Origin of the sequence: Desulfosarcina sp., assembly GCF_033791525.1 — a bacterium.
In the GTDB taxonomy this organism is placed as follows: Bacteria; Desulfobacterota; Desulfobacteria; order Desulfobacterales; family Desulfosarcinaceae; genus Desulfosarcina.
In genome coordinates this window covers 1-26,959 of the sequence record NZ_JASJGN010000037.1, presented here as the reverse complement: position 1 = coordinate 26,959, position 26,959 = coordinate 1, and the positions used below count along the sequence as shown (strand labels likewise).

Here is a 26,959-nt window from a genome sequence, read left to right as displayed (position 1 = left end):
GCTTTTTCCTTGTCGCTAAATTTGCGTTGGATAAAAACCGTAATTGCCATCATGTCCTCCTTTTATCAGAATTTAGGATATCATTTCATTAAGATGTAGAACGAATTGTTGCTATAGAGGTGGTGTTTTCAATACCATATTTTTATTTGGATCTAAGTGGTGATGTATTGAGATAAGAACCAGTTAGGTCATAATACAGATACCATAATCTGTGGATGTCAGGTCAAGTAGACCTTGTGATGCAATATAGCCAAGCGACCTTCATCTTTTGACGGATGAGGCACCCCCGGTGCCTGGGGCGAGGTCCTGCCGGCACGAGCCTGCTGGCAACCGAAGTCCAATACTCAGCGGCGATTATCCCCAAAAGCAACCATGCGGATCCTGTTCGATGACCTCCAGGATCTTTTCCAGCGAGGCTGATGAAGGGAAGGGCTGATAAGCGTGCCATTTCCCATCCGCTCGCATCCAATACAATTTCCAGGTTTTCCGGCTTTTTACGAAAGTCGCTTTGGCGATTGAACCCTCGATCTTTTTCGTCGGGTCATTCCATTGCGGCCGTATTTCAAAAATCTCAAAGCTCTGGCCGGTCACTCGGAAAGAAATGTCCAATTGACTTCTGATGTCGCCGGCCGGACGCCTGCTTTCAACAAATCGCCCGACTATCTTTTCGATTCTTTTAATTTCGAATTCACTGATTGCCATCGTTCTTATCCATGTGTCGTGATTAAAACCGCACGCATACTGGCACAATCAACCGGCTTACATTGCTATTGGTACGTTTTGCCCTCATGCCTCAGCCAGCCATCAATATGCCTTCCACTGGGATCGTGGTGCGTCCAGTGGAGAACGCCACCTTTTTCATTCCACTCATATACACCATAAAACGCGACTTTATCCCCTCCGCTCAGGCCGTTGATCCGGGGGGCCAGATCAATGTTATGCGCGATCAGCAATGTCTGGTCGCCGCTGAGCCTTAGTAAGAAACGTTGATGTCTCGACCCCTTGTTATCATCAGGCAATATCTTGATTACCACGCCATCTCCTTGCACTTGAAGAGCGCTTTGCCTGTTTTCATAGGCGTTTTGCAGAACGCGGTCAACGTTTGGTGTCGATGACGACCGTCCGGGTAATGAAACACCCCGCTCGTGAAGGGTTCCGTAAGCTAATAACGCGATAACCGCCAGGAAAATGTATTTCTTCATTTTTGGTTTACCAGTCAATCGGGAAATAGTCCTTTAAAAATTTACCACACCAGTGTTTACCGGTATTGATACCATTAAAAAATGGATCACATACCCGCGCGGCACCATCAACGATATCCAGCGGCGGCTGAAAATCATGCAGATCCTGTTTGCGTCTGGATAGTAGGGCCGGATCCTCATCGGTTACCCAGCCAGTATCCACGGCGTTCATAAAAATACCATGCTTGGCAAGCTCGCTGGCCGACGTATGGGTCAACATATTGAGTGCCGCTTTGGCCATATTGGTGTGGGGGTGACGCTCTCCTTTTTTAAAACGCATGAACTTGCCTTCCATCGCCGAGACATTCACGATATGTTTTTGGCCCGTGTTGTCCTTTTTCATTAACGGTACCAGCTTGTTGCATAACACAAAGGGTGCGACCGCGTTGATCAGCTGTATTTCAAGCATTTCAGCGGTCTGGATTTCGCCGAGTTTAAGCCGCCAGCTGTTGGTGGTCCTTAAATCAACCTGCTGCAGGTCCACGTCCAATTCTCCCTTGGGGAAAACCGTATCCGCAGGCAAGGTGTGATCATAAGCGTAGGGTATTTGAGATAGTTGTGCAGACGCTCTCAATCCGATTCCCGGCAGATTCTCATGCCAGGAGACAGGCGGGGCCGGTTCCGATTCCAGATCGGGGACAGCCAGAGCGGTTAACTGGTCAGCACATCGTTGATGGCTCATCATCAGCCGTTGGGCATTTTCGGGAAGCTCATGCAGCGCCTTGGTCTCATTGTCCATCAAGTGGGCATAAAACCCTGGCGGACGGCGCACGGTCTGGGCGGCATTGTTGATTAAAATGTTTAGTCGTTCATAGGTGTGTTCAAGATGGGTGCAAAAAAGCTCCACGCTGGGGGTATGTCGCAAATCCAGTCCATAAATGTGTAACCGGTCCCCCCATTCGTCAAAATCTTTTTCCTTGGAATACCTTAACGCTGCATCGACAGGAAAGCGGGTGGTTGCAATAACCGTGGCACCGGCATTTAGCATCATCAATGTTGCCTGATAGCCAATTTTCAATCGTGATCCGGTTATCAGGGCGACCTGTCCCTTCAGATCCGCTGTCTGGAAACGTTTCTGATAATTCAGTTTTGCGCAGCTGGGACACATGCTGTCATAAAAGAAATGCAGTTGGGTAAACTCCGCTTTACAGACGTAACAATTTCGAGGCGATTGCAATACCAACTTTTCTTTTTTCGAATCGATGTGACCCGAGAGTTGTAAAGGCGCCGAAAATACAGCCTCCTGCCTAGCTATGCGAATCCCGGTTGCCGCCCTTGCCTTTCGTTCCGCAGAAGCCGTTTTTTCTCTTTTGATTTTACGAACGGCTTTATTGCGTTGTTTTAACTGGTGGTAATCCGGTCTGGACAGTTGGCCTGCGATTTTTACTAGTTCTATTTGTTTTTCTCTTGGCAGTGTTACAAACGCTTCATCGTTATTTACCATATGCGTGAGTATACGAATACAATGATCAATTTCTTTGGTTGCATAGCGCTGGTTATTGTCGATATCCACGTTTAGATCCTTGAAGTTAGTATCCTATTTTTTTGCTGTGTACAGCTTGGTTGCCTGCCCTCTATTGGACCTTTCTCAATAGTATCTTGATCCGTGGACTCTACTTTATTTCAAAACTTTTTTCAATGATTGAAAATAGTTACTGATTCCATTGTGTTTTTTACAACTTTTTGTGGAAGGCTGATCGATAGCCGACAACAATCAGTCTTTGCCCAGGGATGAGCCGCGATAACGAGCGTATTCTCCGCCGCTCTCGGCGGGGAAGCTTCAATTATCCTGCGCGACGCTGTCAAAGCGGTCATTCCTGTGAACAGGCAACGCAGAGAGGGTATAGTAGTGTTATATTTTGGGAAACGTTGGCATTTTTATTGCTGTTCCCAACAAAATGAATGTCGGCTTGCTGGACGATGGATGAGATTAGGGAAGAGGAACTGACCGGCCAGCGCTTTCACGGTATAGCCGAACGCTGGATGATTCGTTCTGATTTGATGGTTTCCAACAATTATATTGATCGAATTTCCGAACCGAATGGTTGAGATTGTCTATGATTTCATTTTTCCGTTATAAAAGAAACGGCCTGCCATATGGCTTGATTACCGTCCATGAATTCCTGGTTCGCGACATCTTCAGTTATTTTGAAAAAAGCCGCTTTGTCCGAAAAAAAACCCGAAATGCCCGCAAAGCCATCAACGCCGCGCTGCGGTTTGCCAGGAAAAAGAAGACGTATCCCAGCAATAAGACGGCGGATGCACTGGATGCTTTAGGACAAATGCAGGATGAATTAGAATACACGCACAAGGTGATTTTGACGGCTTTTGAGGAAGCGGAAAACATTATTAAGATGATTAAGCAGGAAAAAGTAGGGGAAATGATCCCGTTAGTAGAAAAAGCAAGAGAACAATTCAAAAACCATGACCTTGAGGGTGGGATGGCGCTATTGAAAGAAGCTCAGGAAAAGCTGAAAGACAGGTTTCTCCCAATAAGCAGAAAGGAGGCTCTCGCAGGGCTCGACAGTAATATCAAGAAACTCAAGTATGAACTGATGGAAAGAAAAAACAGATAGTCAAAGAAAAAAACTGCCTTAACCATTCATTTAAAAACTGATTTCATAATATGCGCTCGTATTTTTAATAAAAGCCAATTACCTGTGGTTGCAAGCTATAACCAATTGCCCCACCGTGTTCTCTTTCAGTCTTGAAATGCGTGGCTCAGATCGTTGATCAAATCGGCTGCATCCTCCACTCCCACCGAGAGTCGGATCAACGCATCGCTAATACCAAGTGCGGCCCGCGTTTCAGGCGGCACCGAGGCGTGGGTCATTATTCCAGGGTGTTCGATCAAACTCTCCACACCGCCTAAACTTTCGGCCAAGGCAAAGAGCCGGCAGCGTTCCAGGAATTGCCGCGCCGCCTCCAGGCCGCCCTTGATGAAGAAGGTAATCATTCCGCCGAAACCCGGCATCTGCCGAACAGCCAATTCGTGTTGGGGGTGGCTGGTTAGCCCCGGGTAGAGCACGTGGTCCACGCTGCGGTGCGTTTCCAGCCACTGGGCAATCTTATGAGCATTTTCGCAATGCCGCTGCATCCGCAAGGCAAGGGTTTTTAGGCCGCGCAACGCCAAAAAGCTGTCAAAAGGTCCTGCGATGGCCCCCACGGCGTTTTGAAGGTACCCTAGCCGCTCGGCCAGTTCATTGTCGTCGACCACGACTGCGCCGCCGACAACATCTGAATGACCATTGAGGTATTTGGTGGCTGAATGCACCACGATATCGGCACCGTACTCCAGCGGTCGCTGCAGATAGGGCGAGGCAAAGGTGTTGTCCACCACAAAGAGCAGATTGTTGGCCTTGGCCACGCGGGCCACTGCCGCCAAATCCACCAGGGTAAGCATCGGGTTGGTGGGCGACTCCACCCAGATCATGCGCGTTTCCGGCCGGATCAGAGGCGCAATTGCAGCCGGATTGGACAGGTCGGCGAAGGAAAAAGTCAGCCCGGCAGAGCGTTGGCGAACTTGATCGAACAGTCGGAAGCTGCCGCCATAGAGATCGTTCATCGCCAGTACGTGGCTTCCTGAGTCGATGAGTTCCAAAACGGTGGCAATGGCAGCCATGCCCGAGGCGAAGGCGAAACCACGGCTGCCGGATTCCAGGTCGGCCAGGCATCGCTCGTAGGCTTGGCGGGTCGGATTCTGGCTTCGCGAGTATTCAAAACCCTGATGTACGCCAGGACTTTGCTGAACGTAAGTGGATGTAGCATAGATGGGTGTCATGATGGCGCCGGTGCTGGGGTCCGGTGTTTGCCCCGCATGAATGGCACGGGTGGCGAAATTTAACAGTCGATCTGGATTGCTCATGCTGGTCCTTCCATTGAATTTTCATAGTTGACGGTGGTATTCTCGCGCAGTTGCTTGCGAAGATAATTGAGTACATCGCTCCGGGTTATCAATCCCAGGAATCGTCTGCCATCCATTACTGCCGTATAGGGCACCGCCTTAAGCCGGGAGACCAACCGGTCGATCGGCATAGCCTTATCCACGCAATGCACCGAGGTCTGCATGGCGTCTTTGACAAGCGCAGTCATGCGATCAGGCGCACCATAGACGTATTGGATGATATCTTCCTCGGTCAACACGCCCACCAACCGGTCACCGTCCATAACCGGTAGCTGAGAAAATCCGGCGTTGCGCAGGCGATTATGGGCGGTAGTCAGAATGTCCTCGGAACCCACGCACAGGGTGGCGTGCAATTCATGGCGACGGCCGATCAAATCACGCAAGTCGTCGGTGGGTTTTCGTGAAAAAAATCCCTCATCTTCCATCCAGAAGTCGTTGAAGAGTTTTGACAAATATTTATTTCCGGTGTCACATGCAAAAGTCACTACGCGCTGTGGAGTCGGCTGTTCGCGACAGTATCGTAAGGCCGCGGCCAGGCAGGTGCCGGTTGAAGATCCGACCAACAGTCCTTCCACTTTCAAAAGCTGTCTTGCGGCGGCGAAAGATTCGGCGTCGGTGATACTGAATGCTTTGTTTGTGAAAGACAGATCGCAGATCGGAGGAAGAAAGTCTTCACCAATGCCCTCCACCAGCCAGGAAGCTTCGGGGCTTTGCAATTTGCCCGTGTTCACGTAGCCGGCAAGTACGGATCCTACGGGGTCGGCCAGAACAATGGTCACATGCGGAGCTACGCGCCGGAAAAATGTACTTAAACCGGTAATGGTGCCTGAACTGCCCACTCCCAGGACCACGGCGTCGAGATCATGGTCCATCTGTTCCCAGATTTCAGGGGCAGTTGTCTCCTCATGCGCCTTCGGGTTATCAGGGTTGCCGAACTGATTGATGAAAAAAGCACCCCGTTGCCTGGCAATATGTTCGGCCATATCCTGGTAGTACTCAGGATGGCCTTTGTCTACGTCCGAACGGGTCAGTATCACCTCTGCGCCCATGGCTCGCAGATTGAAAATTTTTTCCTGGCTCATCTTATCGGGCAGCACCAGAATGAGATTGTATCTCTTTTGCGCCGCCGCCAGAGCCAATCCAAGACCGGTATTCCCCGCAGTGGCTTCGACAATGGTGTCCCCCGGTTTGATGTCGCCACGATTTTCAGCTGCCGCGATCATGGAAATGCCGATGCGATCCTTGATGGAGCCGCCGGGGTTCATCAGCTCTAGTTTCAGAAAAAGGCGGCACGGACCCGTGTCGATGTTGTTCACTTCCAGCATGGGCGTCTGGCCGACCATCTCGAGCACATTGGTGTAAATCTTCATGTCCCTGCCTTTCGTCCGTCTGATGAGATCATTACCTTCGATTTGTCTAAGGCGATCACATGCACCAGGGCATTGGAGTCGTTTCATTAACATGACACATGAAACCAAGCCCGTAAAGAGACCCATTGGAAACTACGGGTTGGGAGGGCATCAGGTTGGGCAGCACGGCCGGGGTACATGACGGCCAATGCCGCCTCGATGGCATGCTTGAACGGATGGAATACGATTAAGACTGGCAGGGTCCTTCATTTTTCGCGGTTGATCCCGGATCGTCGGCCCATGGTGGAATGCATTCGGGGTTGTGTGTAACCGTTTTTTTGAGGAGTATGAACCATGGATAGAATTCAGGAATCAATCGGGGCGTTGATAATTAAAGAGGTTCTTTTAAGAGGATATGCGGCCAAGCAAAGCCATATGTGTAAGCGTTGTGCTAAGCCCGCCAGGTCATTCAGGATGCCTCATTCGAAACAGGAACTCAGTATTTCGTCAATCTGCCAGGCTTGTCAGGGCTATTATTTTTCTGATCAGCGAACCATACCCCAACGATAAAGCACGCTACCCGGCGGTGCGCGTCTGCGCCGATTCGGCACCTCCACCTTTTTCGGCGGAGATTTTTCGAATCACATATTCGGCTTGTTTATAGTGGATATACAGATGCAGCCCGAACATACAGTTCCAGTTGTGGGCATCGAATCGGCCGAAGATCGGATGAGGTGTCCGCAAACCTCTCCGAAGTCTGCCAAGGCTTGGAATCATCTGCAAATGATCTTCCACCGAAGCGCGGAATATCTGAATCTGCGCTTCTCCGGGATTGCGGGAAGGCCGCACGTCCCTTTTCATGTCAATGGCACCGGCACCTTCCGGTTCCTCACCTCGAACCAAACTCTGAATGATGGACGTGATACCTCGATTCACGATGGCGTTGTGTTCAAGGATCATGAAGAAAGACCAGTTGCGCATCTCTTCATCGACACCCGGCATGCGCGGAACCTCGACACGCACCGCGCCATGCTCACGCTTTATCTGCTGTGAGAGTGCCAGGTAGGCGTCGAGCGATCTTCGAATCTGCAGGGACACTTTATTTCGGCTCGTCAGCGCAAAACGAGTCCTGACCGCCATCTTTATTAACAGATTGCGCATTCTCAGGCCTGGCTGTCATCACGACCCGATGCGGCGGAATGGTGAACGGGGGCTGAATAGGACTCCCTTCGGGAAGCGGTGACGGCGCGGTTGGCGATATCCTGAACCTTTTCGTAGGCCAGTTCACTCTTTTTGGAAAGATCTCCGATTTGGGCTGCCTGTGACGACACCACCTTTTCGAGTGCCTCGATTTTTCCCAAAAGGACGTTCCTTTCACCTTCGAAGCGGGCTTCCATGAGGGCATTGTCGCCTTTAAAATCCCTTGTGAGCCGGTCCGTGGTCTGGGTCACCGCCGTCTGGATGCTGGCTTCATTGCGTTTGGGAAAACTCTCCACCTCTGTTTGCAGGGCCGCCATCTCTCTTTCACGGCCGGCAATGGCTTCTTCACGGGTATCGAGCGCGTCCGTTCGCTGCCGGATGTCGTTTTCGAAATCACTGCGCTTGACGGCGAGCTCCTTTTCAAGGGCCTGGAGTTCGTCTTCCAAGGCGTTTTTTCGCTGCGCATGTTCCCGGGCAGAGGCATACTCGTGCTCTTCCTTTTCCCGCTGGCGCTGTTTGCCGAGCGCGTCCGCCTGCTCCTTGACCTGCCGGTCGTGGTCGGCCTTTTCTCGCTGCCACTGGGTGCGCCTTTCCTGCATTTCTGCTTCAAACGCTGCCTTCTGGGCCTCCATGTCCTGCCCGAACTGCTCTTTTTTCACCCGTTGGGAATCGATCAGGGCTGCCAGGTCGGAAGCGGCCGTCTCCACTTCGTAGATGGTATCCAGCTCACCTTGCTTGGTTTCGATGGCGGACTTGATTTTGCGATAGGTCTCGATTTCGGTTTCGAACCGTTCTGCCAGGTCGGTTAATTCGCGGCTGATTGCCCCACGCAGTTCGTGAAGGCGCGTTACGGGATCCTGCGCCGCCTCGGAATCGGCCGTTGCCTCGGCCACTTTATTTTCCAACCGTTTTCGGGACTTCTCAGCATCCAACAGATTCTTGTTTAGACTATCGAAGCGCTTTTTGGCCGCTTCATAGGCCTCAAGCAGTTCCTTTTTAGTGTTGGCCATGGAGACATTGAGGATATCGGTTGGGTCAGTCATTGCAGTGTCCTGTCGGTAGGTGGTTTTTGGTTATTATTGGTTCTAACGCTATCCAGCCTGCGATCGATGATTGCGCGGCGTTTATAGAAACTGCCTGAAGGGCAGCTCACTTCATCGGTTCCATTCCGACTTTTGCGATGTTTTGAGTATAACTAGTGTCCGTCCAGAAATAGGCAGTTTGGGTCGAGATCAAGGCTTTCGAAAAATTTTACCGGAGGCATATGTTTGATATTCCGAGGATAAAATTTTTCGAATAACGCTGATATCGGGCAAATCGGTCATTTATGGATGGGCACTAACTATTTGTGTAGATAGAAATGCCGTACCATGGACCATGTCCGTAGTCAATCGGGACTTTCACGTGATCGCCGAGGGTTCTGCGGGAGGATTGAACCCTCCCCGCGGCCCCGATGAGCGGGATCTTTGCTTCGCGCCAACAAGCGACGGGGAATGTGCTCGCTGTCGCGGTTCACTTTTCAAATGGGTGCTCTTCTTTTTCAGGCCGCAGCCCTTGCATTATTAAATGGATTGGATATCCTGGTCCGGCAGTCCACGAAACGACTAAAGGAGATGGTTGGGAGGACAGCAGGTTTAAAAAAGTTGTCATAGAATCCAACCTATTCATCAGATTGATCTAAAAACGAGTTATTCTTGAGGAATCAAATAGTTGACTATCCCACGGCCATGGTGGTCGCAATGGGACTGATTGGATTGGCCACTGCCGCCTTTGCCGGTGATTTCGATGGCTCAACGCCATTGTCTGGAACCGTCGGTAAAGTTATTGAAATCAATCGATACAGAATTGCCGACGATGTTGATCCTGACACCGTCGGTCTTCCGAGAAAATTCCTGATTGATTTCAACGCCAAGGTCCTTCGCCCCTCAAATGACAGCCTGGTGAGAAGGACGATTTCATTTGATAGCGTTGTGTTTGTTGAGAACAAGACAATTATCCAAGGCATCGATGAAGGGGTCGAGGGCGTAGAGGATGGTTTGGCCTGGAGCCTGACAATATCCAAAAAGGACGGAAGCGTCGTTCTTTCCGCATCAGGCAATGGCGTGGCCTATGTTGTGTTTGGTGTGTGCACACCCATCAAAGCAAATCCATAGGTGGATCAGCTTTGTTTTTAATAAAAGGTCTTTTTCGCGGTGGCCTCAATGCTGCCGCACACTTATTATCCAGAAAGCTGCCGCCGATAAACGGTTGCAGCCGTTAATCGAGATATCGTAAGCTCAATTAATCGACGGCATGATTGGATACTTTTCTGCCCTGGCATCGTCGAGAAGCAGCCGACGTCTCAAAAAAACCGCTTTATTGCCTTGTTGCCGGAATAATATTTTTTTTGATATAAATGGAGGCCCTTGAGAAAATCGAAACAGTAAAGCTCGCTTTAAGCGATATTGAAAAATACAGTGCTATTATAATTCTAAATATTGAGGTGGTGGGTTCAATATATTCCAGTGCAAGTTACTTCTGAGGAACTGAATCTATCAAGCCTGCTCTATACGGCAGATTAAGATGCGACCCATCATTCCTTCACGGTTGCGGAATCAGTCCTGGCTGGCGGCGGTGATGTTGTTTTCACCCTGGCTGTTGGCCATTGTTCTCAATTTGCCCCTGCTGAGGCGCCAATCGATCATGGTTCTGACCCTGCTGCCCGGATTGGCAGTGGCCGTTCATGTGCAGCATCAATTGTCTCGTCATCTGGAGGGTAACCATCGCCTCGGTGAAGAGGGCCGGCTGTACACCACCCTTGGAGCCGCCAACTGGATTTCCCTGTTGCGTGCCGGTGCGATTGTTTCGCTTGCCGGACTTTTGCCGATGACACTGCTGCCGGGACACGGATTGCCAAATGGCCTTAGCTGGGCTCCGGGACTCGTCTATCTCGGGATCGCTTTAGCCGACCTGCTGGACGGGTTGGTGGCCAGGCGGCAGAAGCGGGAGACTGAACTCGGTAAACGGTTGGACGTCACAACCGACGCCGCTGGTCTTTTGGTGGCGTCGTTATTGGCTGTCAACCTCGGTCGCTTACCGGCCGTCTATCTCCTGGTCGGGCTGGCCTACTACCCATTCATCTTCGGGATCTGGCTGCGGCAGAACCGGCGTCAGCCGCTGGTCGCTTTACAACCGCGGCCCTATGCGCGAATCATCGCCGGTTTCCAGATGGGATTGGTGGGAATGGCACTCCTACCCATCCTTCATCCGACATTCACCGTCGTTGCCGCTTATATTTTTATGATGCCGCTGCTGGTGGGTTTTTTGCGAGACTGGCTGGTGGTCTCATGTCGGGTGGCCACCGATGGCAACCAGCAAACAGCCATGGAACGCCGGGTCGGTGTCTTGTGGATGAGGCGTATGCCTTTGGTGTTGCGCTTAACTATACTCGTTTGTGGTGCCGCCACACTGGTTGGAGGTGGTGTTTACCCAGTCCATCCGCCCTGGCATCTGGCTTTAGGTATTGGCTGCCTGTTTATCGGAATTGCTCTTATGGGGCGCAGTGCCGCACTTTTTCTAACGTTGTTGCTCGGCAGCAACCTGTCACCATTCGGGATGTCAATGTCCGCCATGATCCTTTTCGGTTCCTCCGCCACCCTGATGCTGACCGGCACCGGCGCCTTGTCGCTCTGGGCCCCGGAAGAAAGGCTCCTCTATCGGCGAAATGGCAAGAAGGTGACGGCTTGCAGCGAGACCCAATGACCATTCCCCGCCAATCACCGAATGCGGATTCAAGCCAATCGTCAGCCGTCAGGCGCGGGATACGGAAAAGTTGGCGCTGGCTGTTGTTGATCTTCGGTCTGGCACTGGCCTGGCACGCCCTGAGGGGGGTGGCATGGGCCGAGGCATGGGGAATGCTGGTCGGGCTCGGCCCTTGTGCCATCCTGAGCATTCTGGTGATCAACCTACTTATGCTGCCCGTGATGACCACTCGATTGTGGCTGCTTCTGAGGACCCTGGACCGTCCGGTCGGGTTGCTATCTGTCTGTGCCTATCGCTGTGCGGCCAACGCCGTCAGCTATCTCACCCCTGGCCCGCATTTCGGCGGCGAACCGCTTTTGGTTTACCTGCTGCACAACCGGCACGAGATCCCTCTGGCCGCTGCGACGACAGTGGTGGCCCTGGACCGTCTACTTGAGCTTATAGCCAGCCTGGTTGTCCTCACCCTCTGCCTCATCGCGATTGCCTTGGCCGGGGGCGGCCCCTTTGCCGGGAGCCACGAGGTCGGCATAGTCATTGCCATAATGGCGGTTTTTGCCGCCCTCCTGGCAGCTCTCTTTACCGGCGGGAGACCGCTTGCACGACTCGTTTCACTGGGCGGAAGGTTTGGCAGAATCAGGCCATGGCTGGAAGTCGTCAACCAAGGCGAGGCCATGGCGGAAGCCCTTTTTCAGCAGCATCGCCGCCAATTCTTTTTGGCCAACTTGCTCTCCTTGGGTCACTGGCTCGGGGTCTTCGCAGAATTTTGGCTAATGGCCTTCTTGCTTGGCTTTCCTTTGTCGTTTGGGCACTTGACCGCGATAGTGGTCGTCGCCCGCCTTGCCTTTCTGACACCTTTACCGGCGGGTATCGGTGTTTTGGAATCGGCGCTGCCCTGGTTGACGGCAACCCTTGACCAGGGGAGTGCCCTTGGCCTCAGCCTCTGCCTGATCATCCGGTTTCGCGACGTGCTATTCAGCCTGGCCGGCTTGCTTCTGACGTTGAATTATTTGACTTGTCGGGGAAAGGCCGATATCATCAATCACAGGTCAGGGTGACAGCAGGCTAAATGATCGCTTAAAGACTCACATAAAGGTGGAGTAACACGTGTGTTGCAATCCTGCCGGTCCGAATTTGTACGCCGCCATCAAGGGATATGCATGAATAAGCGACCACCGCACGACACCTCGCTCCGCTGTGGACTGAACACCCCGGCAACCATCGGAGGCGGCACCCCCGGTTGCCATCCGGAACAATGGTTCGCCCAATGGCCGCTCCAAGCCGAGGAATTCCTGGATCGTCATCATCGACCGCTGGTCACTGTTTCCTACGCCCAGAGCGTGGATGGCAGCATTGCCACCCGGAACCATGAACAGCTCCTGTTGAGCGGCCGGCAATCCATGGTCATAACCCACCGCATCCGCGCCACCTGCGACGCCATTGTTATCGGAATCAACACCTTGCTGGTCGATGACCCCCAGCTCACGGTTCGTCTCGCGGAAGGGGCAAGCCCCCAGCCTATCGTTCTTGACAGCAATCTGCGCATTCCCTTGCATGCCCGACTCCTTGACCGCACCGACCACCGATGTTGGCTGGCTTGTACCGGCAATAAAGATCCTGATCGCGTCGGCGCGATCGAGGGCCGGGGGGCTGAGATCATCCGCTGCCACCGCGACCGCCAGGACAGGGTTGATCTGCCCAACCTTTTGCATCTCCTGGCCGAGAGAGGGATCAGGAGCGTCATGGTGGAGGGTGGCGGCCAGGTGATCACGAGCTTCATTAAGGCGCGTCTGGTTGATCAGATGATCATCACCATCGCCCCCCGCTTGGTGGGAGGCTTACCGGTGCTGGATCGGCCCGCGGCGGACAACGGTTCTTTTTTGCATCTAAGTTCAGTGACTTACCAATCCTGCGGCCCGGATATCATTCTTTGGGCCCAACCGCAATGGCAGGATCTGTGAGGCAGCATCGATTAGAGTTTGTGGAGCCGGGACGGGTCGTCGTGAAGATCGGACCGGTTACTCGACCAGCTGCCGATCAGGTCCTGGTCCGGACTCGCTGTTCGGCTATCAGCCCGGGAACGGAGATGCTGGTCTACCGAGGCCAGTGGCCACCGGGAGTCGCCGTGGATGCCACGGTTGAAGCCTTGGCCGGACCTTTTTCCTATCCCCTGGCCTATGGCTATAGTGCGGTCGGTCGGGTGATCGAACAGGGCGGGGCGGTAGCCGATGACTGGCTTGGCCGCCGAGTATTCGCCTTCCACCCGCACCAGGACCACTTTTGTGCCAGGCCTGCCTCCCTTCACCCCATTCCCGATGATCTGGACGATGAGAGTGCCCTTTTTCTGCCCACCATGGAGACTGCGGTGAACTTCCTGCTGGATGGTCGTCCCCTGATCGGAGAGAAGATCATCATCGTCGGCCAGGGTATTGTCGGTCTCCTCACCACCTCGTTGCTCTCCCGTTTTCCGTTGGCCGCGCTGACGACCCTTGAACACCATCCGCTGCGACGTGAGGCCTCGCTCCGTTTTGGCGCCGGCGAATGCCTTGATCCTTCGGACCCGGCACTCTTTACCCGCCTGGGTGCCACCCCGGGTAACGGCGGCCAGGCGGATCTGGTATACGAACTCTCGGGCAATCCGGCCGGGCTGGATAGCGCTATTGCGCTTGCGCGCTATAGCGGCCGAGTCGTGGTTGGTTCATGGTTTGGCGCTAAAAAAGTTCATCTGGACCTGGGCTCTTTCTTTCATCGCGGCCGTATCTCCCTGATCAGTTCCCAGGTGAGTCGCATTGCCCCTGGACTGACAGGCATGTGGGCACCTGCCCGGCGCCTGAATTGGGCCTGGGAGATGCTGCGTCAGGTGCGGCCTGCCGGCTGCATCACCCACCGGTTCGCCCTGGCCGATGCGGCGTCGGCCTATGCAATGATCGACCGAAGCCCGGGAGAGACGATTCAAGTGATTTTCGATCACGGATCTGATGGAGAGATATGAAAAAGCATCATTAGTCACCAAGGAGCAAACCATCATGTACAGTCTTGGCGTACGACGCGAATTCATTGCCCGGCATTTTCTGATAGGTGGGGAGTGGGGCGATGAGAACATCGAGCATTCCCACCGCTACCGGATGGAATTGATTCTGGAGGCAATGACTCTCGACCGCCATGGTTTTCTCGTTGATATTGTCGATGTGGAGCGTCACCTGGATGAGATTACCGCCGAATTTCAGGACAAGACCTTGAATGCGCTTGCCGCCTTCAGCGGTCTCAACCCGAGTATTGAACGGTTGGCCGCCATCATCCATGCGGCTTTCCAGGAACGGCTCGCTCACCTACCCCTGGCGGCCTTGGCCGTCACCCTCTGGGAGGATGACATTGCCTGGACCTCCTACCGAACCCTGCTCTAATGCGCATCGGTTTGATCATCTATGGCAGCCTGGACACCGAAACCGGTGGCTATCTGTATGACCGGATGGTGGCCCGGGGTTTGATTCAACTGGGCCATGAGGTGGAGTTGATCAGCCTTCCCGGCGGCTCTTATCTGAGGCGGGTCGGTCACGGCCTGTTGCCCGGACGTTGCCGTTGTCTGCTGGCCGGCGGCTTCGACGTTTTGGTGCAGGACGAACTCTGTCATCCCTCACTCTTTATGGTCAACCGACGGCTTCGTCGGCAGGCCGGGCCAATTGTAGTGGCCATGATTCACCATTTGCTCTGCCGCGAACCGCGCCGGCGTTGGCAGAATGCGATGCTGGCCGTCGCCGAACGGCGCTATCTGTCCTCGGTGGACGGTTTTATCCACAACTCGGAGACCACCCGGCGGACAGTAAGGGCCCTGGTAGGTGGCGACCGCCCGGAGATTGTCGCCTATCCGGCAGGGAACCGGTTCGGCAATCCTCTCTCCGCCGAGACCATCGGCCAACGGGCCTTAGGCCCGGGACCGCTGGAACTGCTCTTTTTGGGCATGGTTATCCCGAGAAAAGGCTTGCTGCCTCTGCTCAGCGCCTTGGCCCAGGTGGACTGTGGTATATGGCGCTTATCGGTGGTGGGAAGCCTCGACGTCGACCCCGTCCATGTGGCCGAGGCCGGGCGGCTGGTCAGGCAACTCGGCCTGTCCGATTCAGTCCGCTTCCATGGCTTCTGCCAGGATGACGATCTGATCAAGGTGTTGCGCACCAGTCATCTCATTTGTATGCCATACGCCTATGAGGGGTTCGGCATCGCCGTCCTGGAGGCGATGGCCTTCGGTCTGCCGGCTATCTGCAGCCGGGATGGCGCGGCGGGCGAGACCATCAGCCATGGGGCGAACGGTTTTCTCCTGGACCCTCGCGATCTTCGGGGATTGGCGCCGCTCCTTGCCGACCTGCATCTTGATCGCGAGGCGCTGCGGCGAATGTCCCTTGCCGCCTGCGCGACCTATGTCGGGCATCCGACCTGGCAGGAAAGCGTGGCAAGCATCGATGGCTTTCTCCGGGAGATGATGGGCTGGCAGCGCCGGGGCAACGTCGCCGGTCCGGCACGAGGAGCAAATTTTGATGCAGTATGACAATTTTCCAGACAACACCATACATTCCCCCACTTTGAGGGTAAACGGAAAAAACTTTTCTTCCGGCTATCTTGCCGCTAAGAAGGCTATCGATGATCGAGCCCTCAACCGGCATGTCTGGGAGACCTTGTGTCAGGCCCTGCCGCAGGCAACCGGTCGCGCGCCTGTGAACATTATCGAGATTGGTGCCGGCATTGGCACCATGCTGGCTCGGGTCGTTGACTGGGGCTTGCTGACAGGCCCTGCTACTTATGTGATCACCGACTGTGCCGAAGACCATCTCCGGGAAGGTCGGCAATACCTCTCTAAATGGGCGGCGCAACGGGGCCATGATTTGTCCTGGCAGGACTATCGGCGCGGCCGACTGTTCACCGCCAGCGCCGACGTGTCGCTGGTTGTTGTCGTTGCCAGTGCCCAAACGGTTGCCGACGGATCCGATACGCTGGGTCGGTTTCATCTCCTGATCGCCCATGCCCTGCTTGATCTGGTAGATTTTCCCGTCTTGCTGCCGAAACTACTGATGCGGCTCGAAGATAACGGTCTGGCCTACCTCACCTGCAACTTTGATGGTGACACCCTTTTTCTGCCTGAATACCCAGGGGAGGAAGAAAAAGAGATCCTCAGGCGCTATCATGCCTCCATGGAGGCGAGAGTCTCCGGAGCGAGCACCACCGGGCGGAGACTGCTGACCTTCCTGCAACGGCCCGGCGTGACGCTCCTGGCCGCCGGTAGCTCGGACTGGCTCATTCATCCGCGAGACGGACACTACACGATCGATGAAGCGTTTTTTCTGAATGCCCTCATTGCCACGGTGAAACGGGAGCTTGTCGATAAAAACGGTCCAACACTTTCCGGCCTGAGCGCCTGGGCCGGCGTACGGCACCGGCAGGTCGAGGCGGGTGAATTGACTTTCCTGGCCCGCCATCTCGATCTCCTGGCCCGTCGTTATCGGCCCCTGCCATGATCAGCGAAAAGCGCACGTGGCCGCCGCTGCTGGTTTTCGGTTTGGCCTTCCTTTTCCTCAGCGTCCTGCTCAATGTCATTTATCCGGCCAACTCGCTTTTTTCCTGGCGGCTCCTGCTGCCGTCCATCGATGTCTGGCTGTTGCTCATTCCCATGGCGTTTGCCGCTGGTTGTGGCAAACGGCCACTGTTCTGGACCCGTTTGACGGTATGGGCGCTCTTTCTTTTCCTGCGCCTGCTGCGCATCGGCGATACCGCCGTGCCCATGTACCTCAACCGGCCTTTCAACCTCTATATCGATTCGAGTTACCTATTCGGACTCTACGACCTACTCAGGACCTCTTCCCGGTCCGGGGATTTTCTGTTGCTGTCGGTGATCGCGGTGACGGTGGCACTGGGGGCGACGGCTTCGAGTTGGTATGCCTGGCAGATGGCGGCTAGTGCGCTGGCGGTCGACCGTCTGCGTCTGGTTTTTTTAGGTGGGTCGGGCCTCATCCTTGGCGCAGCCCTGATCTCGGGATCGAAGCCAGTCGAACCGCCGGCCTTGGTCCGCCTCGGGCAGGAGATCCGCTTCGTTCAAAAGCAGTTGGAACAACAACAGGCCTTTGTCGTCCGACTGGAGCAAGTGGCCCGAGACAGAGAAGCACATCCTTTCTCCCTCAAGGGTCTGGGCGGTGCGGATGTCCTGTTGTTCATGGTCGAGTCCTACGGCCGCATTGTCTTCAGCCGGCCCCAGTACCGCCAGGCGATGGCAGCGACAATGGACCGCTTTGCCAAGGTCCTTGATCAGCAGGGCTTTGGCGCGGTTTCTACCTACTTGTTGTCGCCAACGTTCGGCGGTTCATCGTGGCTGGCTCATAGCACTCTGGAGTCCGGACTGCGGGTCGGTAATGATCTCGAATACACCTTGCTGCTGCGATCCTCTCTGCCACCCATGGCGGCTATTTTTCACAAGGAAGGCTATCGTACCGTCTCAGTGATGCCCGGTACCCGGTTTGCGTATCCGGAAGGGGCCTATTTTGGCTACCAACAGGCCTATTACGCCAGGCATTTCAATTATCGCGGCCGGACGTTTGGTTGGGCACCCATGCCGGACCAATTCGTCCTCGACTGGGTCCGACGTCAGGAATTCGATCAACGCGAGCAGCCGCGCTTCGTCCGCTATGCCTTGATCAGCAGCCACGCCGCTTTCAACATCCAGCCGCCATTTATTACCGATTGGGCTGCCATCGGCGACGGCAGCCTCTATAACGATCTGGAGCCGATCTATTTTCCGATTTACTGGCCTGATCTCAAGAATGCCGGAGATGCCTATCTTCGCTCGCTGGACTACGAATTTGCCATCCTAGGAGACTACCTCACAAAATATGTCACCGCCGATACCATGATCATCATCATGGGCGACCACCAACCCAACGTGCAGCTCACCGGCGCTGGAGAGTCCTGGTCGGTGCCGGTCCATGTCATCAGCCGTAACCCGCGACTACTGGAACCGTTCCGTAAACGCGGCTACACGCCGGGCCTGATTCCGGCCCAATCGCCCCCCCATGCCGGGATGGATACATTTTTACCAGAATTGCTGGAAGATTTCAGGTAACCGGGCAAGGCACGCTACCCGGGATGGCCAGAACTGGCGGGTCGACCTCCGACAGAGGTCAGATCCCCTTCATCTCCCTGGCTGCAAAATCCTTCACGGTTATAGGCGCAAATGGTTCTTCCCGGCTCTTCTAATTGGTCAAATCTTGCTGATGAACTGAGCGGTGTGGTCCGTCTGGGGGTTGGCGAAAAAGTCGTGCTATAAATTCAATTCGGTACAATCCTACTGGGCCATCATTGAGCGATTTATCAGGAGGTAATTCGATGATGGCCCCATCGATCAAGTCGCCTCGGAGCACATCCTCAAATTCCTAAACCGCCTCACCGAAGGCGACAAACCCTAAACCAAGCGGATCTGTTTTTCCCAGCGCTCTTCCTTTTTCAATTTTGTGTGCAACAATATTGATTCCGCACTATGGAAACCGTGCGAAAGGACCAAAAAAAATATTTTTGCGATTTTTTTCTTAAGAAGAAAACTATTTACTTGATATTTTTGTGAAGACAAAATTATAAGAGTTTTTAATTTCTGTGAAAATAAGATTTAGATGGAGGTGTTTTTTGGATAAAACAATTCTTGACGCTGTGGATAACGAAATCATTCGTCTGCTAACAGAGGATGGGCGCATGCCGATTGGTGAAATGGCAAAAAAGCTTAATGTTACCGCGCCGACCATTCGAAGCAGGATAAAAATTTTAGAAGAGAAAGGTTTATTCAAAGTGTCAGGTTTTGTTGATCCCAGCCGACACCAAGACATGATAACTGCTTTGGTCGCCATGAGCATCCAGTCAAAAGGACATCTGGATAAAACCTTGGACAAAATATCCAAGCTTCCAAATGTCGCATGGGCAGGTGTGGTCGCTGGACGCTACGATATCATTGCCGAGGTTGTCTGTGTTGGCGGGCAGGACGAATTGTATCAATTTACCACTGAAACAATCCTAAAACTTGGCAATGTCGTCAGAAGTGAATCCTTTATCATTATGAAATCCCGGCAAAACTGGTTACGTCTTCCTGAAGGTGTGGGAAATATATAAGTGAGAAATCGTGAGGTAAATTAAAGTTTTAATATCCGAGCATGTCGCCGAAAATTGAGCATATTAGAGATCCGCGAAAAGGGTTATTAAAAGCAATTTCTAATCACTCACTCAAAGAAATCAGGAGACTAACAACATGAACATTGCTGTATTGGGATCCGGAAACGGGGGCTGTGCCGTTGCATTCGACTGTGCGGCCCACGGCCATCAGGTCAGTCTGTTTGATTTTCAACAATTTCCGGACAGTATTAAGGCTGTCCAGAAAAACGGAGGCATCCACTGCGAGGGAATGCTTGAAGGATTTCAGCCGCTGGTTTATGCCGGGCACGAGATCGAAAAAACCTTGGATGGGGCCGATATTATTTACGCCGTCGGCCCGGCGTACAGCACCAGACCCTTTGCCAAGGCCTGCAAGCCGCACCTCAAAAAAGGGCAGATCGTGATCGTGTGCCCGAGTTCCTGCGGGGGCGCCATCGAGTTCAAAAACGGCGCCGGTCTGGATCTTCGGGATGATGGCATTGTCGTTGCTGAAACCTCAACGCTGCCTTACGCCGTGAGACTGCTTGAACCGGGCAAAGTCCGGATTTTCAACAAGCTCAAAGGCGGGTTGCTGCTGGCGGCGGTTCCGGCAAAGAAAACCGGTTATGTGCTGGAGCAGGTACGCGATGTCTATCCGACGATGAGCGCGGCAAAGAACGTACTCCAGACCAGCTTACAGAACGGTAACCCGGTCATCCATCCTGCGATTACGCTCATGAATGTCGCGCTGATCGAGCGCACAAAGGGTGATTTCGACTTTTATCACCAGGGCGTCACGCCTGCGGTCGGCAGGCTGGTCGAAGGGGTTGATAGAGAACGGATCGCCATCGGGAATAAATTGGGCGTGGAGGTCATTCCCGATCCGGAATTAGGCGTCATCCAAGGCTATATGACAGAAGCCACGTATGACAACGGATTTAACACCGCACCGGGATTCGCGGGGGTCAAAGCCCAGCCCAGTCTGGATTACCGGTATTTCAATGAGGATGTGGGATACGGTCTGGTGTTCCTTCAGAAACTGGGGGAACAGGTCGGGGTAGAGACGCCGGTGATTTCTGCTGTGATCACACTGGTTTCGCTGTTGATGGAACGAGATTATGTGGGTGAAGCCAGGCGCACGATGGAAACTTTAGGACTCTCAAAATATTCTGCAGAAGAATTGGAGAAACTGTTGGCGTAAAAAATTCAATTATGGAGGCGCTCATCGATCAGGCCCGTAAACTGACCCTGACGTTGAGGGCGTTTCGAAACGATCAATAGAAAACATTTCCTGCCAGCCGACAAAAAAACCGCCTGCCTGATTCCGTTAGTGCGTGAGAATTTTACTGATGAACTGAGCTGCGCGGTCCGTCTGGGGATTGGCGAAAAAGTCGTGGGGGTTTCCGGTTTCCACCAGAGAGCCCTCGTCCATGAAAATGACCCGGTGGGCCACCTGCCGGGCAAAACCCATTTCGTGGGTGACCACACACATGGTCATGCCTTCGCTGGCCAGTTTGACCATCACATCCAGCACTTCGCCGATCATCTCGGGATCCAGGGCGCTGGTGGGTTCGTCGAAGAGCATAATCTTGGGCGACATGGCCAGCCCCCGGGCGATCGCCACCCGCTGCTGCTGGCCGCCGGAAAGCTGAGTCGGGTGCGCGTCGGCCTTGTCCGCTAATCCTACACGATCCAGTTTTTCATGTGCCAACGCTTCGGCATCGGCGCGCTTCATTTTTCTCACATTGATCGGCGCCAGGGCGACATTCTGCAGGGCCGTCATGTGAGGGTAGAGGTGAAACTGCTGAAAGACGAATCCGATTTCCGCGCGCAGCTTGGTCAAGTTGGTGGAGTGGTCATGCAGCGGCGTGCCGTCCACGAACAGTTCCCCTTTCTGGAATTTCTCCAAACGGTTGATGCAGCGGATGAGGGTGGACTTGCCCGATCCGCTGGGGCCGCACACGACCACCACTTCTCCGGAAGTTACATGCAGATCAATGTCCTTGAGGACATGCAGTTTGCCGAACCATTTGTTGACACCGTTGAATTTGATCATGTGTTTCTTTCCGATTGACTGTGATACTAACTGTTAAAGCATAACCTGTTGAGTGGCCATTTTCTTTTCTAGCCGGTTGGAGAGCCGGATCAGCGGATAGGAGATGGAAAAATAGAGCAGGCCCACCAGTGAGAAGACCATCAACCCTTCCGGAATCCGATTCACGGTCACCCATCCCACCCGGGTCAATTCCACCACACCGATGACCGACACCACCGATGAATCTTTGATCAGCAGCACATATTGGCCCACCAGGGGCGGCAGGATGGTCTGCAGGCTCTGGGGAATGACGACATAGCGAAGCTGCTGATACAGGTTGAGCCCCGACGACGAGGCCGCTTCCCACTGCCCTTTAGGGACGGCCTTGATGCCGCCGGCCACGATTTCACAGATGAAGGCTGTCCCCAGGATGGTCAAGGCGATTACTGCTGCCGGGAATGCGTCCAACTGGATGCCCCACTCCGGCAGGATGAAGAAGACAATGAAAATCTGAACCACGAAGGGCGTTCCCCGGATGACGGCCACGTAGACACCGACGATGGCCACGAGAAACTTGTTTTCCGAGGCGCGCACCAGGCCCAGCAGCAAACCGAGAATAGTCGCCAACACCAAGCTGATGCCCGCCACGGCAACGGTCATCCACAGCCCTTTCAGGAAAAAGGGATAAATTTCGATCAACCGCTGGAAGTAAAAGAGCATCATGGTTAGTAGGCCTCCCTGAAGATGAGCTTTTTCTGTGACCAGTCGGCCAGGGATTTCAGGACGAAGTAGATACACAGGTAGAAGAAGGCTACGGTGAAAAAGGCCTCCGAGGGCATGAAGCGCTCGGAGGTGAGCGTCTGCCCGATGCGGGTCAGCTCCAAGACCGAAATCAGGGAGAGCAGGGAGGAATCCTTCACCAAAACGATGGCCTGCCCCAGCAGCGGCGGCACCGTTACCCCAAGAGCTTGGGGCAGGATGATGAAGCGCATGCGCTGCAAGTAGTTCAGTCCCGACGAGATGCCCGCTTCGATCTGGCCGTTGGGCACCGAGGTCATCCCCGCCCGCACAATTTCGGCGATGTAGGCACCGCTGTTGAGCATCAGAGCAATGATGCCCGTCTGAAGCTCCGGTACCCGCAGGCCCAGGGTGGGCAGGCCGAAATACAAGAAATAGATCTGAACCAGCAGGGGGGTGGAGCGGATGGATTCGATGTAAGCGATGGCCAGGCCGCGAACGGGTTTCCACGGCGACAGCCGGCCGGCGCAGGCGATAATGCCGGCCATCAGGGCCAAGAAGAGCGAGACGATGGATATCAGGAAGGTGTTGCGCAACCCCTCCATAAAAAGCGGCATATACTCCCAGATGATCCTGAAATTAAACCCTTCGAGCATGATTCATCCTTTTGGAGCGTGCCCAAGGGAAGAAGGGATACCCCTTCTTCCCTTGGTTGGTTCAGGAATTATACTTACCCAACGAGCGCCACCGACGATCTGGGCAGCAACCCTTCAATACCCTGAAAGCGGATCGTGATTATTCAATCAATGATCCTTTTTCCAGTCCGTTGATTCCATCCAGTATTTGATATTTTTGTCATAGCTGCCATCACTGCGGGCAAACTTGAAGTACTGGTTGACCCACTGCCACAGGTTGACCGAGTCATGGCGCACGGCAAAAGCCAGGGGATCTTTACCTTCACCCAGACGCCGATCCAATACACGTACTGATTTGGGCGGAAAATCCGGCAGCACGGTCAGCACCGCCAGGTCATCATTCACGCCGGCATCCACGTGGCCGGCCAGCAGGGCTTGAACGATCATTCGGCCGCCGCCTTTGTAGGTCTTGATCTTGGCGTTGGGTAGGTATTTCTTGGCGATGGTTTCTCCGGTGGAGCCCAGCAGTACACCCACGGTCACATCAGGTTTGTCGACATCCTTAGGCCGCATGAAGGTGGCTTCTCTTGTAGTGAATACAGCGGGTTGTACCCAGTACCACGGGTCACAAAATGAAATTTTGAGGCTACGCTTGAGGGTGGGGGTCATGTCCGCGGCGAGCATGTCCGCCTTGCCCGAAAGCAGCGCAGGAATCAACCCGTCCCAGTCAAAATCCAGAATCTTGAGCTTGACGCCCATGCGATCGGCCATGTCCTTGGCAAAATCGACCATGGAGCCGGTGTGATCGCCGTTTTTGTCCACGAAGGCGTAGGGGGCGGCGCCGGACTGCACGGCCACGCGCAGTTCACCGCGTTTGACGATGTCCGCCAGGGTGTTGGCCATTGCGGTCCCGGCCGTGATCAACATCAGTGCCAGCAGTACTGCTAAAATCCTTGTCTTCATAAGCTCCTCCTCTTTTTTGTACATCGTGTCTTAGGTGATTTAATCAAGCAGCCCAGGGCTGCATCTACGGTAAGGTGATCTCTTCTTCTTCGATGACGATCCCGCGCGTGCGCAGCGAATCCCTAAAAGCCGGGTAGGGAATATGCTTCATCGGCGATAATACCCCTTTTTGAATGATTTCTCCTTTGGCGATCATCTGGGCGGCGATGCTGGCCGGATAGCCAACCCCCTGGGCCATGGCCATGAGCCCCGTTTCCAGATCCCGTTCGATGAGCAGGCGGCAGGTCAGGCGAACCAGCCGGTCGCTTTGTCTGCCTTCGAAAACGTTGAGCATGGCCACCAAGTCCCTTTCGCTGCGTTTATATTGGAGCTGGGGTGCCAAGAGCTTGTCCATCATCTGATAGGGGGATACCGCGCCGGGAAGGCCAGCCACGGGATCTTCGCTCAAAAAGCCCAGTTGCTTCAGCGGCCGCCAGAATGCGCTCCAACCGGGCCAGCGCAGGACGTAGCGCCCGGTTTCACGGATGCTTGCCGTCACACCCAGGGCGTCGGTAAAAAAGACCGCATTGCCGTTGGGGATGGCCTCCAACTCGCCAAGACCCGGGAAATCCAATGCGTGAACATAGGCTTGATCGTGTTGGCGGTCGGCGGGAATGTCGATCGCCGTGCCGTCACGGATAATCCTGCCGTCTCTCTTGGTGGAGGCCAGCACCCCCTCGAAAACCCACGATACTTTGTAGTTGAGGGGGTTGTCGCAGGCGGTTGGCTCCGGGAATCCACCGCAGTAAGAATTGATCAGATTGAGTGCGTCAAAGCGGCGCCGGGCCTCGCCGCAGATGACCAGGTCGATTCCCGGATCCAGTCCGCATTCGGGCAGGATGGCCATGCCCGCATTCTGGGCGTTTTCGTGCAGGTGCGCGATGGGGTAGGCGTAGTTGGTGTTGACCACGCTGACCCCGGTGCGAATGGCCGCTTTGCAAACCGTATTCAGAAATTGCCGGGGTAGCAGGTCTATGGCCACATCGGCCTGCCGGAAAAGATGTTCCAGGGATTCCGAATCGCCGGCGTCCAGGGTCGCGGTGCGGACCTTGGTCATGTCGATGAAATCCGATATATCCCCGAGTCCTCCAAGGTCGGCATCGGCACAGATCACACGTTCAACGGCCGGGCTGCCGGCCAAGTCCACAACGGCGGCTTTACCTTGGATCCCGCAACCACCTAATACCAGTACTCTCAATTATTGCTCACTTCTAAATAGATGTTTCAGATGATGACTTTTCTCGTTCTCACGACATTTTCGGTTTTAAAACCATCGGGGCGAACAGGATCGGCGCAGTCGGTTACCACTCCTTCAATCCGCTGGGCGGTAACATCCATTTCTTGCTGGACCGCATCACCACAAATGTTTCGCAGTGGGTGACCCGCCCGATGGTGGGCAGATCGACGGAGGTAAATCGATAAAGGCCTTCCGTCCCGTCCCTGACAATCACCTCGGCGATCACATCAAAGCGTCCGGTAACCACCGTCGCCCAGTGAACGGGTTTCAGTGACGTCAGTTTTTCCAGTTGGCTGCTCAACTGGCCCCGGGATTCGATGTTGATGCCGATCAGCGCCGTCGTCAGGTCCGATACGGCTGATAAGTTTACCAGGCCGGCGACACGCAAAATGCCTGCCTTGACCAGCGCCTTCATGCGCGAGCGAACGGTTGGTGTGGTGACTTCCAGCGTATTGGCGATATGGGCCGTGGTCACCCGACCGTCCTGCTTGAGCAGGCGGATAAGATTTTTGTCCAGATTATCCAGATTGAGTTTGGGCACCGATAATCTTTCGGCCAAACGATCAGAATAGAAAAATGTGATCCATAAATCTATCGTTATGGCAAAAAGATGTCAACGATATTTGTTAATTGATCTGTTGTATGCAGGGCTATTTTCTGGATGGGCTTATCTTATGGATGGACCCCCGCTACCTTGACGAAGACATGGCGTTGGCTGGATTGCTGGCTGGCGCTACGCGTGATCATACTGTCCTCCTTGCGGTTCGATGTGCCGAGAATACTTCCGATGTCGATCCATTCATCCAGTCTTGCCTGGATCTGGGTTTGAATCTGTTGGCTGCGGACGACCGCGGGACCGTCGCCTGCTGGCTGGTCTTGCCGAGTTTCAATCTCCAGGGTGACCCGGTTGTCTGTGACGTGCGGGGTCACATGGACGCCGGTGAGCATTTCCCGATATCCCTGGATCTGGTTGTAGCGCATGCCTTTTTGAGTGAGACTTTCCATGGCTACCGGTGCAGACAGGCCCACGTAAAAGATGGCCGTTGCGCCATTTTGAACGAGAATCCGCTGAATATCGCTGCTGTAACTGGTTGGCTGGCTGCTTTGGGCATCGATGTCGATGGAATCGCGCGGCTGACTCCTGTTCTCACCGACACCGGTAGTTACGCTGTCGCCAATAATGACGCTGCCGGAAATATCGATCGTACTCAACCGGTCGATGGCATTTTCGCCCTGGACCACCGTGACGGCCAATTGTTGTAAGGCCTGATCCAGATGGGCGATGATCGATTGAATCCGAGCGAGGTTCTCCGGGGTGGTGCTTAAAAAAAGCAAGCTGTCCTGACCGCTGAGTGTATCCCCCGGACCGAGAAAGGGCGATATGACAGGGATGAGTTCGTCTGCCGGGCGGTTCTTGAGCTCGATGACCGCCACTTGTCCGCCGGAAGCGATGGCAACGCAGATGAAAACCAGAGAGAAAATCGCCACGCCTGCTGGCAGTGGATGCTTATTGAGGAGACAACGCATCATCTATCCTTTAGGCTTCAATGCCTTTTCCCATCAAGGACGGCTTTTCGATCGTGTCGATTGCCCCTATGCATCGGCATTCAGCGAAGGTTTTACCCGTAGAGTTGACCCAGAAAAGAGTTAGTGCCCATCCAGAAACGGTTATCTTGCCCAATATCTGCGTTATGTTCAAAATTTTATCCTCGGAATATCAACCATATAC

The 26,959-nt window shown here is 54.1% G+C and carries 26 protein-coding genes; 12 read left to right on the top strand and 14 right to left on the bottom strand.

Features of this window, described 5'->3' with window-relative positions; translation table 11 throughout:
• Positions 1-354: 354 nt before the first annotated feature.
• From QNK41_RS01825 to QNK41_RS01815, 3 genes are all read right to left on the bottom strand, one after another.
• The gene (locus tag QNK41_RS01825) at positions 355-702 is read right to left on the bottom strand and encodes a DUF3024 domain-containing protein (protein ID WP_319253144.1); all 348 of its coding nucleotides are present in this window, start codon (positions 700-702) and stop codon (positions 355-357) included.
• Between the two features lie 65 nt (positions 703-767).
• Complete coding sequence (locus QNK41_RS01820; RefSeq protein WP_319253142.1) at positions 768-1,202, bottom strand: DUF3465 domain-containing protein; 435 nt, start codon at positions 1,200-1,202, stop codon at positions 768-770.
• Between the two features lie 7 nt (positions 1,203-1,209).
• Positions 1,210-2,754: an SDR family oxidoreductase gene (locus QNK41_RS01815; protein ID WP_319253140.1), complete on the bottom strand. Its 1,545-nt coding sequence runs from the start codon at positions 2,752-2,754 to the stop codon at positions 1,210-1,212.
• A gap of 544 nt (positions 2,755-3,298) precedes the next feature.
• Between QNK41_RS01815 and QNK41_RS01810 the strand changes: the two genes are divergently transcribed.
• Positions 3,299-3,817: a hypothetical protein gene (locus QNK41_RS01810; RefSeq protein ID WP_319253138.1), complete on the top strand. Its 519-nt coding sequence runs from the start codon at positions 3,299-3,301 to the stop codon at positions 3,815-3,817.
• A 125-nt stretch (positions 3,818-3,942) separates the two neighbouring features.
• Here the strand turns inward: QNK41_RS01810 and QNK41_RS01805 are convergent, their stop codons facing one another.
• The 4 genes from QNK41_RS01805 to QNK41_RS01790 all read right to left on the bottom strand — a co-directional run bounded on the left by QNK41_RS01805 (position 3,943) and on the right by QNK41_RS01790 (position 8,737).
• The gene (locus QNK41_RS01805) at positions 3,943-5,106 is read right to left on the bottom strand and encodes a cystathionine gamma-synthase (RefSeq protein ID WP_319253136.1); all 1,164 of its coding nucleotides are present in this window, start codon (positions 5,104-5,106) and stop codon (positions 3,943-3,945) included.
• Positions 5,103-6,515, bottom strand: a complete 1,413-nt coding sequence (locus QNK41_RS01800; RefSeq protein ID WP_319253134.1) for a pyridoxal-phosphate dependent enzyme — start codon at positions 6,513-6,515, stop codon at positions 5,103-5,105. The genes QNK41_RS01805 and QNK41_RS01800 overlap by 4 nt, the downstream gene beginning before the upstream one ends.
• Before the next feature lie 555 nt (positions 6,516-7,070).
• Complete coding sequence (locus tag QNK41_RS01795; RefSeq protein WP_319253132.1) at positions 7,071-7,655, bottom strand: hypothetical protein; 585 nt, start codon at positions 7,653-7,655, stop codon at positions 7,071-7,073.
• Between the two features lie 2 nt (positions 7,656-7,657).
• Positions 7,658-8,737 (bottom strand): hypothetical protein, encoded by a 1,080-nt coding sequence (locus QNK41_RS01790; protein WP_319253130.1) that lies wholly within the window; start codon positions 8,735-8,737, stop codon positions 7,658-7,660.
• A gap of 696 nt (positions 8,738-9,433) precedes the next feature.
• Here QNK41_RS01790 and QNK41_RS01785 point away from each other — a divergent pair.
• From QNK41_RS01785 to QNK41_RS01735, 11 genes are all read left to right on the top strand, one after another.
• Positions 9,434-9,847, top strand: a complete 414-nt coding sequence (locus QNK41_RS01785) for a hypothetical protein (protein ID WP_319253128.1) — start codon at positions 9,434-9,436, stop codon at positions 9,845-9,847.
• 409 nt (positions 9,848-10,256) lie between these two features.
• On the top strand, positions 10,257-11,435 hold the full coding sequence (locus tag QNK41_RS01780; protein ID WP_319253126.1) for a CDP-alcohol phosphatidyltransferase family protein: 1,179 nt from the start codon (positions 10,257-10,259) through the stop codon (positions 11,433-11,435).
• Positions 11,417-12,490, top strand: a complete 1,074-nt coding sequence (locus QNK41_RS01775; protein ID WP_319253124.1) for a lysylphosphatidylglycerol synthase transmembrane domain-containing protein — start codon at positions 11,417-11,419, stop codon at positions 12,488-12,490. The genes QNK41_RS01780 and QNK41_RS01775 overlap by 19 nt, the downstream gene beginning before the upstream one ends.
• A gap of 102 nt (positions 12,491-12,592) precedes the next feature.
• On the top strand, positions 12,593-13,393 hold the full coding sequence (locus QNK41_RS01770; protein WP_319253122.1) for a RibD family protein: 801 nt from the start codon (positions 12,593-12,595) through the stop codon (positions 13,391-13,393).
• Complete coding sequence (locus QNK41_RS01765) at positions 13,390-14,424, top strand: zinc-binding alcohol dehydrogenase (protein WP_319253120.1); 1,035 nt, start codon at positions 13,390-13,392, stop codon at positions 14,422-14,424. Before QNK41_RS01770 ends, QNK41_RS01765 begins: the two co-directional genes overlap by 4 nt.
• Positions 14,425-14,458: 34 nt before the next feature.
• A complete protein-coding gene (locus tag QNK41_RS01760; RefSeq protein ID WP_319253119.1) occupies positions 14,459-14,836 on the top strand; it encodes a 6-carboxytetrahydropterin synthase in 378 nt (125 codons plus the stop codon).
• Entirely contained in the window at positions 14,836-15,972 is a 1,137-nt protein-coding gene (locus QNK41_RS01755; RefSeq protein ID WP_319253117.1) for a glycosyltransferase family 4 protein, read from the top strand. The genes QNK41_RS01760 and QNK41_RS01755 overlap by 1 nt, the downstream gene beginning before the upstream one ends.
• Complete coding sequence (locus tag QNK41_RS01750; RefSeq protein ID WP_319253115.1) at positions 15,962-16,936, top strand: hypothetical protein; 975 nt, start codon at positions 15,962-15,964, stop codon at positions 16,934-16,936. Before QNK41_RS01755 ends, QNK41_RS01750 begins: the two co-directional genes overlap by 11 nt.
• On the top strand, positions 16,933-18,531 hold the full coding sequence (locus QNK41_RS01745; protein WP_319253113.1) for a sulfatase-like hydrolase/transferase: 1,599 nt from the start codon (positions 16,933-16,935) through the stop codon (positions 18,529-18,531). Before QNK41_RS01750 ends, QNK41_RS01745 begins: the two co-directional genes overlap by 4 nt.
• 557 nt (positions 18,532-19,088) lie before the next feature.
• A complete protein-coding gene (locus QNK41_RS01740; protein WP_319253111.1) occupies positions 19,089-19,565 on the top strand; it encodes an Lrp/AsnC family transcriptional regulator in 477 nt (158 codons plus the stop codon).
• 136 nt (positions 19,566-19,701) lie between these two features.
• Entirely contained in the window at positions 19,702-20,784 is a 1,083-nt protein-coding gene (locus QNK41_RS01735) for an NAD/NADP octopine/nopaline dehydrogenase family protein (RefSeq protein ID WP_319253109.1), read from the top strand.
• Between the two features lie 126 nt (positions 20,785-20,910).
• Here the strand turns inward: QNK41_RS01735 and QNK41_RS01730 are convergent, their stop codons facing one another.
• From QNK41_RS01730 to QNK41_RS01700, 7 genes are all read right to left on the bottom strand, one after another.
• Positions 20,911-21,639: an amino acid ABC transporter ATP-binding protein gene (locus tag QNK41_RS01730; RefSeq protein WP_319253107.1), complete on the bottom strand. Its 729-nt coding sequence runs from the start codon at positions 21,637-21,639 to the stop codon at positions 20,911-20,913.
• 33 nt (positions 21,640-21,672) lie between these two features.
• Positions 21,673-22,341, bottom strand: coding sequence for an amino acid ABC transporter permease (locus tag QNK41_RS01725; RefSeq protein ID WP_319253105.1), 669 nt, complete (start codon positions 22,339-22,341; stop codon positions 21,673-21,675).
• Positions 22,342-22,343: 2 nt separating this feature from the next.
• The gene (locus QNK41_RS01720) at positions 22,344-23,012 is read right to left on the bottom strand and encodes an amino acid ABC transporter permease (protein WP_319253102.1); all 669 of its coding nucleotides are present in this window, start codon (positions 23,010-23,012) and stop codon (positions 22,344-22,346) included.
• Positions 23,013-23,159: 147 nt separating this feature from the next.
• Positions 23,160-23,954 (bottom strand): ABC transporter substrate-binding protein, encoded by a 795-nt coding sequence (locus QNK41_RS01715; protein WP_319253100.1) that lies wholly within the window; start codon positions 23,952-23,954, stop codon positions 23,160-23,162.
• Between the two features lie 64 nt (positions 23,955-24,018).
• Entirely contained in the window at positions 24,019-25,191 is a 1,173-nt protein-coding gene (locus QNK41_RS01710; RefSeq protein ID WP_319253098.1) for a saccharopine dehydrogenase family protein, read from the bottom strand.
• 103 nt (positions 25,192-25,294) lie between these two features.
• A complete protein-coding gene (locus QNK41_RS01705; protein WP_319253096.1) occupies positions 25,295-25,771 on the bottom strand; it encodes an Lrp/AsnC family transcriptional regulator in 477 nt (158 codons plus the stop codon).
• Between the two features lie 131 nt (positions 25,772-25,902).
• Complete coding sequence (locus QNK41_RS01700) at positions 25,903-26,760, bottom strand: hypothetical protein (protein WP_319253094.1); 858 nt, start codon at positions 26,758-26,760, stop codon at positions 25,903-25,905.
• Between the last annotated feature and the right edge of the window lie 199 nt (positions 26,761-26,959).

Coding starts and splice junctions, on each gene's coding strand:
- QNK41_RS01805 (WP_319253136.1), bottom strand. CDS start 5,106: ATGAGCAATCCAGATCGACTGTTAAATTTCGCCACCCGTGCCATTCAT.
- QNK41_RS01820 (WP_319253142.1), bottom strand. CDS start 1,202: ATGAAGAAATACATTTTCCTGGCGGTTATCGCGTTATTAGCTTACGGA.
- QNK41_RS01715 (WP_319253100.1), bottom strand. CDS start 23,954: ATGAAGACAAGGATTTTAGCAGTACTGCTGGCACTGATGTTGATCACG.
- QNK41_RS01735 (WP_319253109.1), top strand. CDS start 19,702: ATGAACATTGCTGTATTGGGATCCGGAAACGGGGGCTGTGCCGTTGCA.
- QNK41_RS01755 (WP_319253117.1), top strand. CDS start 14,836: ATGCGCATCGGTTTGATCATCTATGGCAGCCTGGACACCGAAACCGGT.
- QNK41_RS01780 (WP_319253126.1), top strand. CDS start 10,257: ATGCGACCCATCATTCCTTCACGGTTGCGGAATCAGTCCTGGCTGGCG.
- QNK41_RS01800 (WP_319253134.1), bottom strand. CDS start 6,515: ATGAAGATTTACACCAATGTGCTCGAGATGGTCGGCCAGACGCCCATG.
- QNK41_RS01760 (WP_319253119.1), top strand. CDS start 14,459: ATGTACAGTCTTGGCGTACGACGCGAATTCATTGCCCGGCATTTTCTG.
- QNK41_RS01720 (WP_319253102.1), bottom strand. CDS start 23,012: ATGCTCGAAGGGTTTAATTTCAGGATCATCTGGGAGTATATGCCGCTT.
- QNK41_RS01725 (WP_319253105.1), bottom strand. CDS start 22,341: ATGATGCTCTTTTACTTCCAGCGGTTGATCGAAATTTATCCCTTTTTC.
- QNK41_RS01770 (WP_319253122.1), top strand. CDS start 12,593: ATGAATAAGCGACCACCGCACGACACCTCGCTCCGCTGTGGACTGAAC.
- QNK41_RS01700 (WP_319253094.1), bottom strand. CDS start 26,760: ATGATGCGTTGTCTCCTCAATAAGCATCCACTGCCAGCAGGCGTGGCG.
- QNK41_RS01730 (WP_319253107.1), bottom strand. CDS start 21,639: ATGATCAAATTCAACGGTGTCAACAAATGGTTCGGCAAACTGCATGTC.
- QNK41_RS01795 (WP_319253132.1), bottom strand. CDS start 7,655: ATGCGCAATCTGTTAATAAAGATGGCGGTCAGGACTCGTTTTGCGCTG.
- QNK41_RS01790 (WP_319253130.1), bottom strand. CDS start 8,737: ATGACTGACCCAACCGATATCCTCAATGTCTCCATGGCCAACACTAAA.
- QNK41_RS01785 (WP_319253128.1), top strand. CDS start 9,434: ATGGGACTGATTGGATTGGCCACTGCCGCCTTTGCCGGTGATTTCGAT.
- QNK41_RS01810 (WP_319253138.1), top strand. CDS start 3,299: ATGATTTCATTTTTCCGTTATAAAAGAAACGGCCTGCCATATGGCTTG.
- QNK41_RS01825 (WP_319253144.1), bottom strand. CDS start 702: ATGGCAATCAGTGAATTCGAAATTAAAAGAATCGAAAAGATAGTCGGG.
- QNK41_RS01745 (WP_319253113.1), top strand. CDS start 16,933: ATGATCAGCGAAAAGCGCACGTGGCCGCCGCTGCTGGTTTTCGGTTTG.
- QNK41_RS01750 (WP_319253115.1), top strand. CDS start 15,962: ATGCAGTATGACAATTTTCCAGACAACACCATACATTCCCCCACTTTG.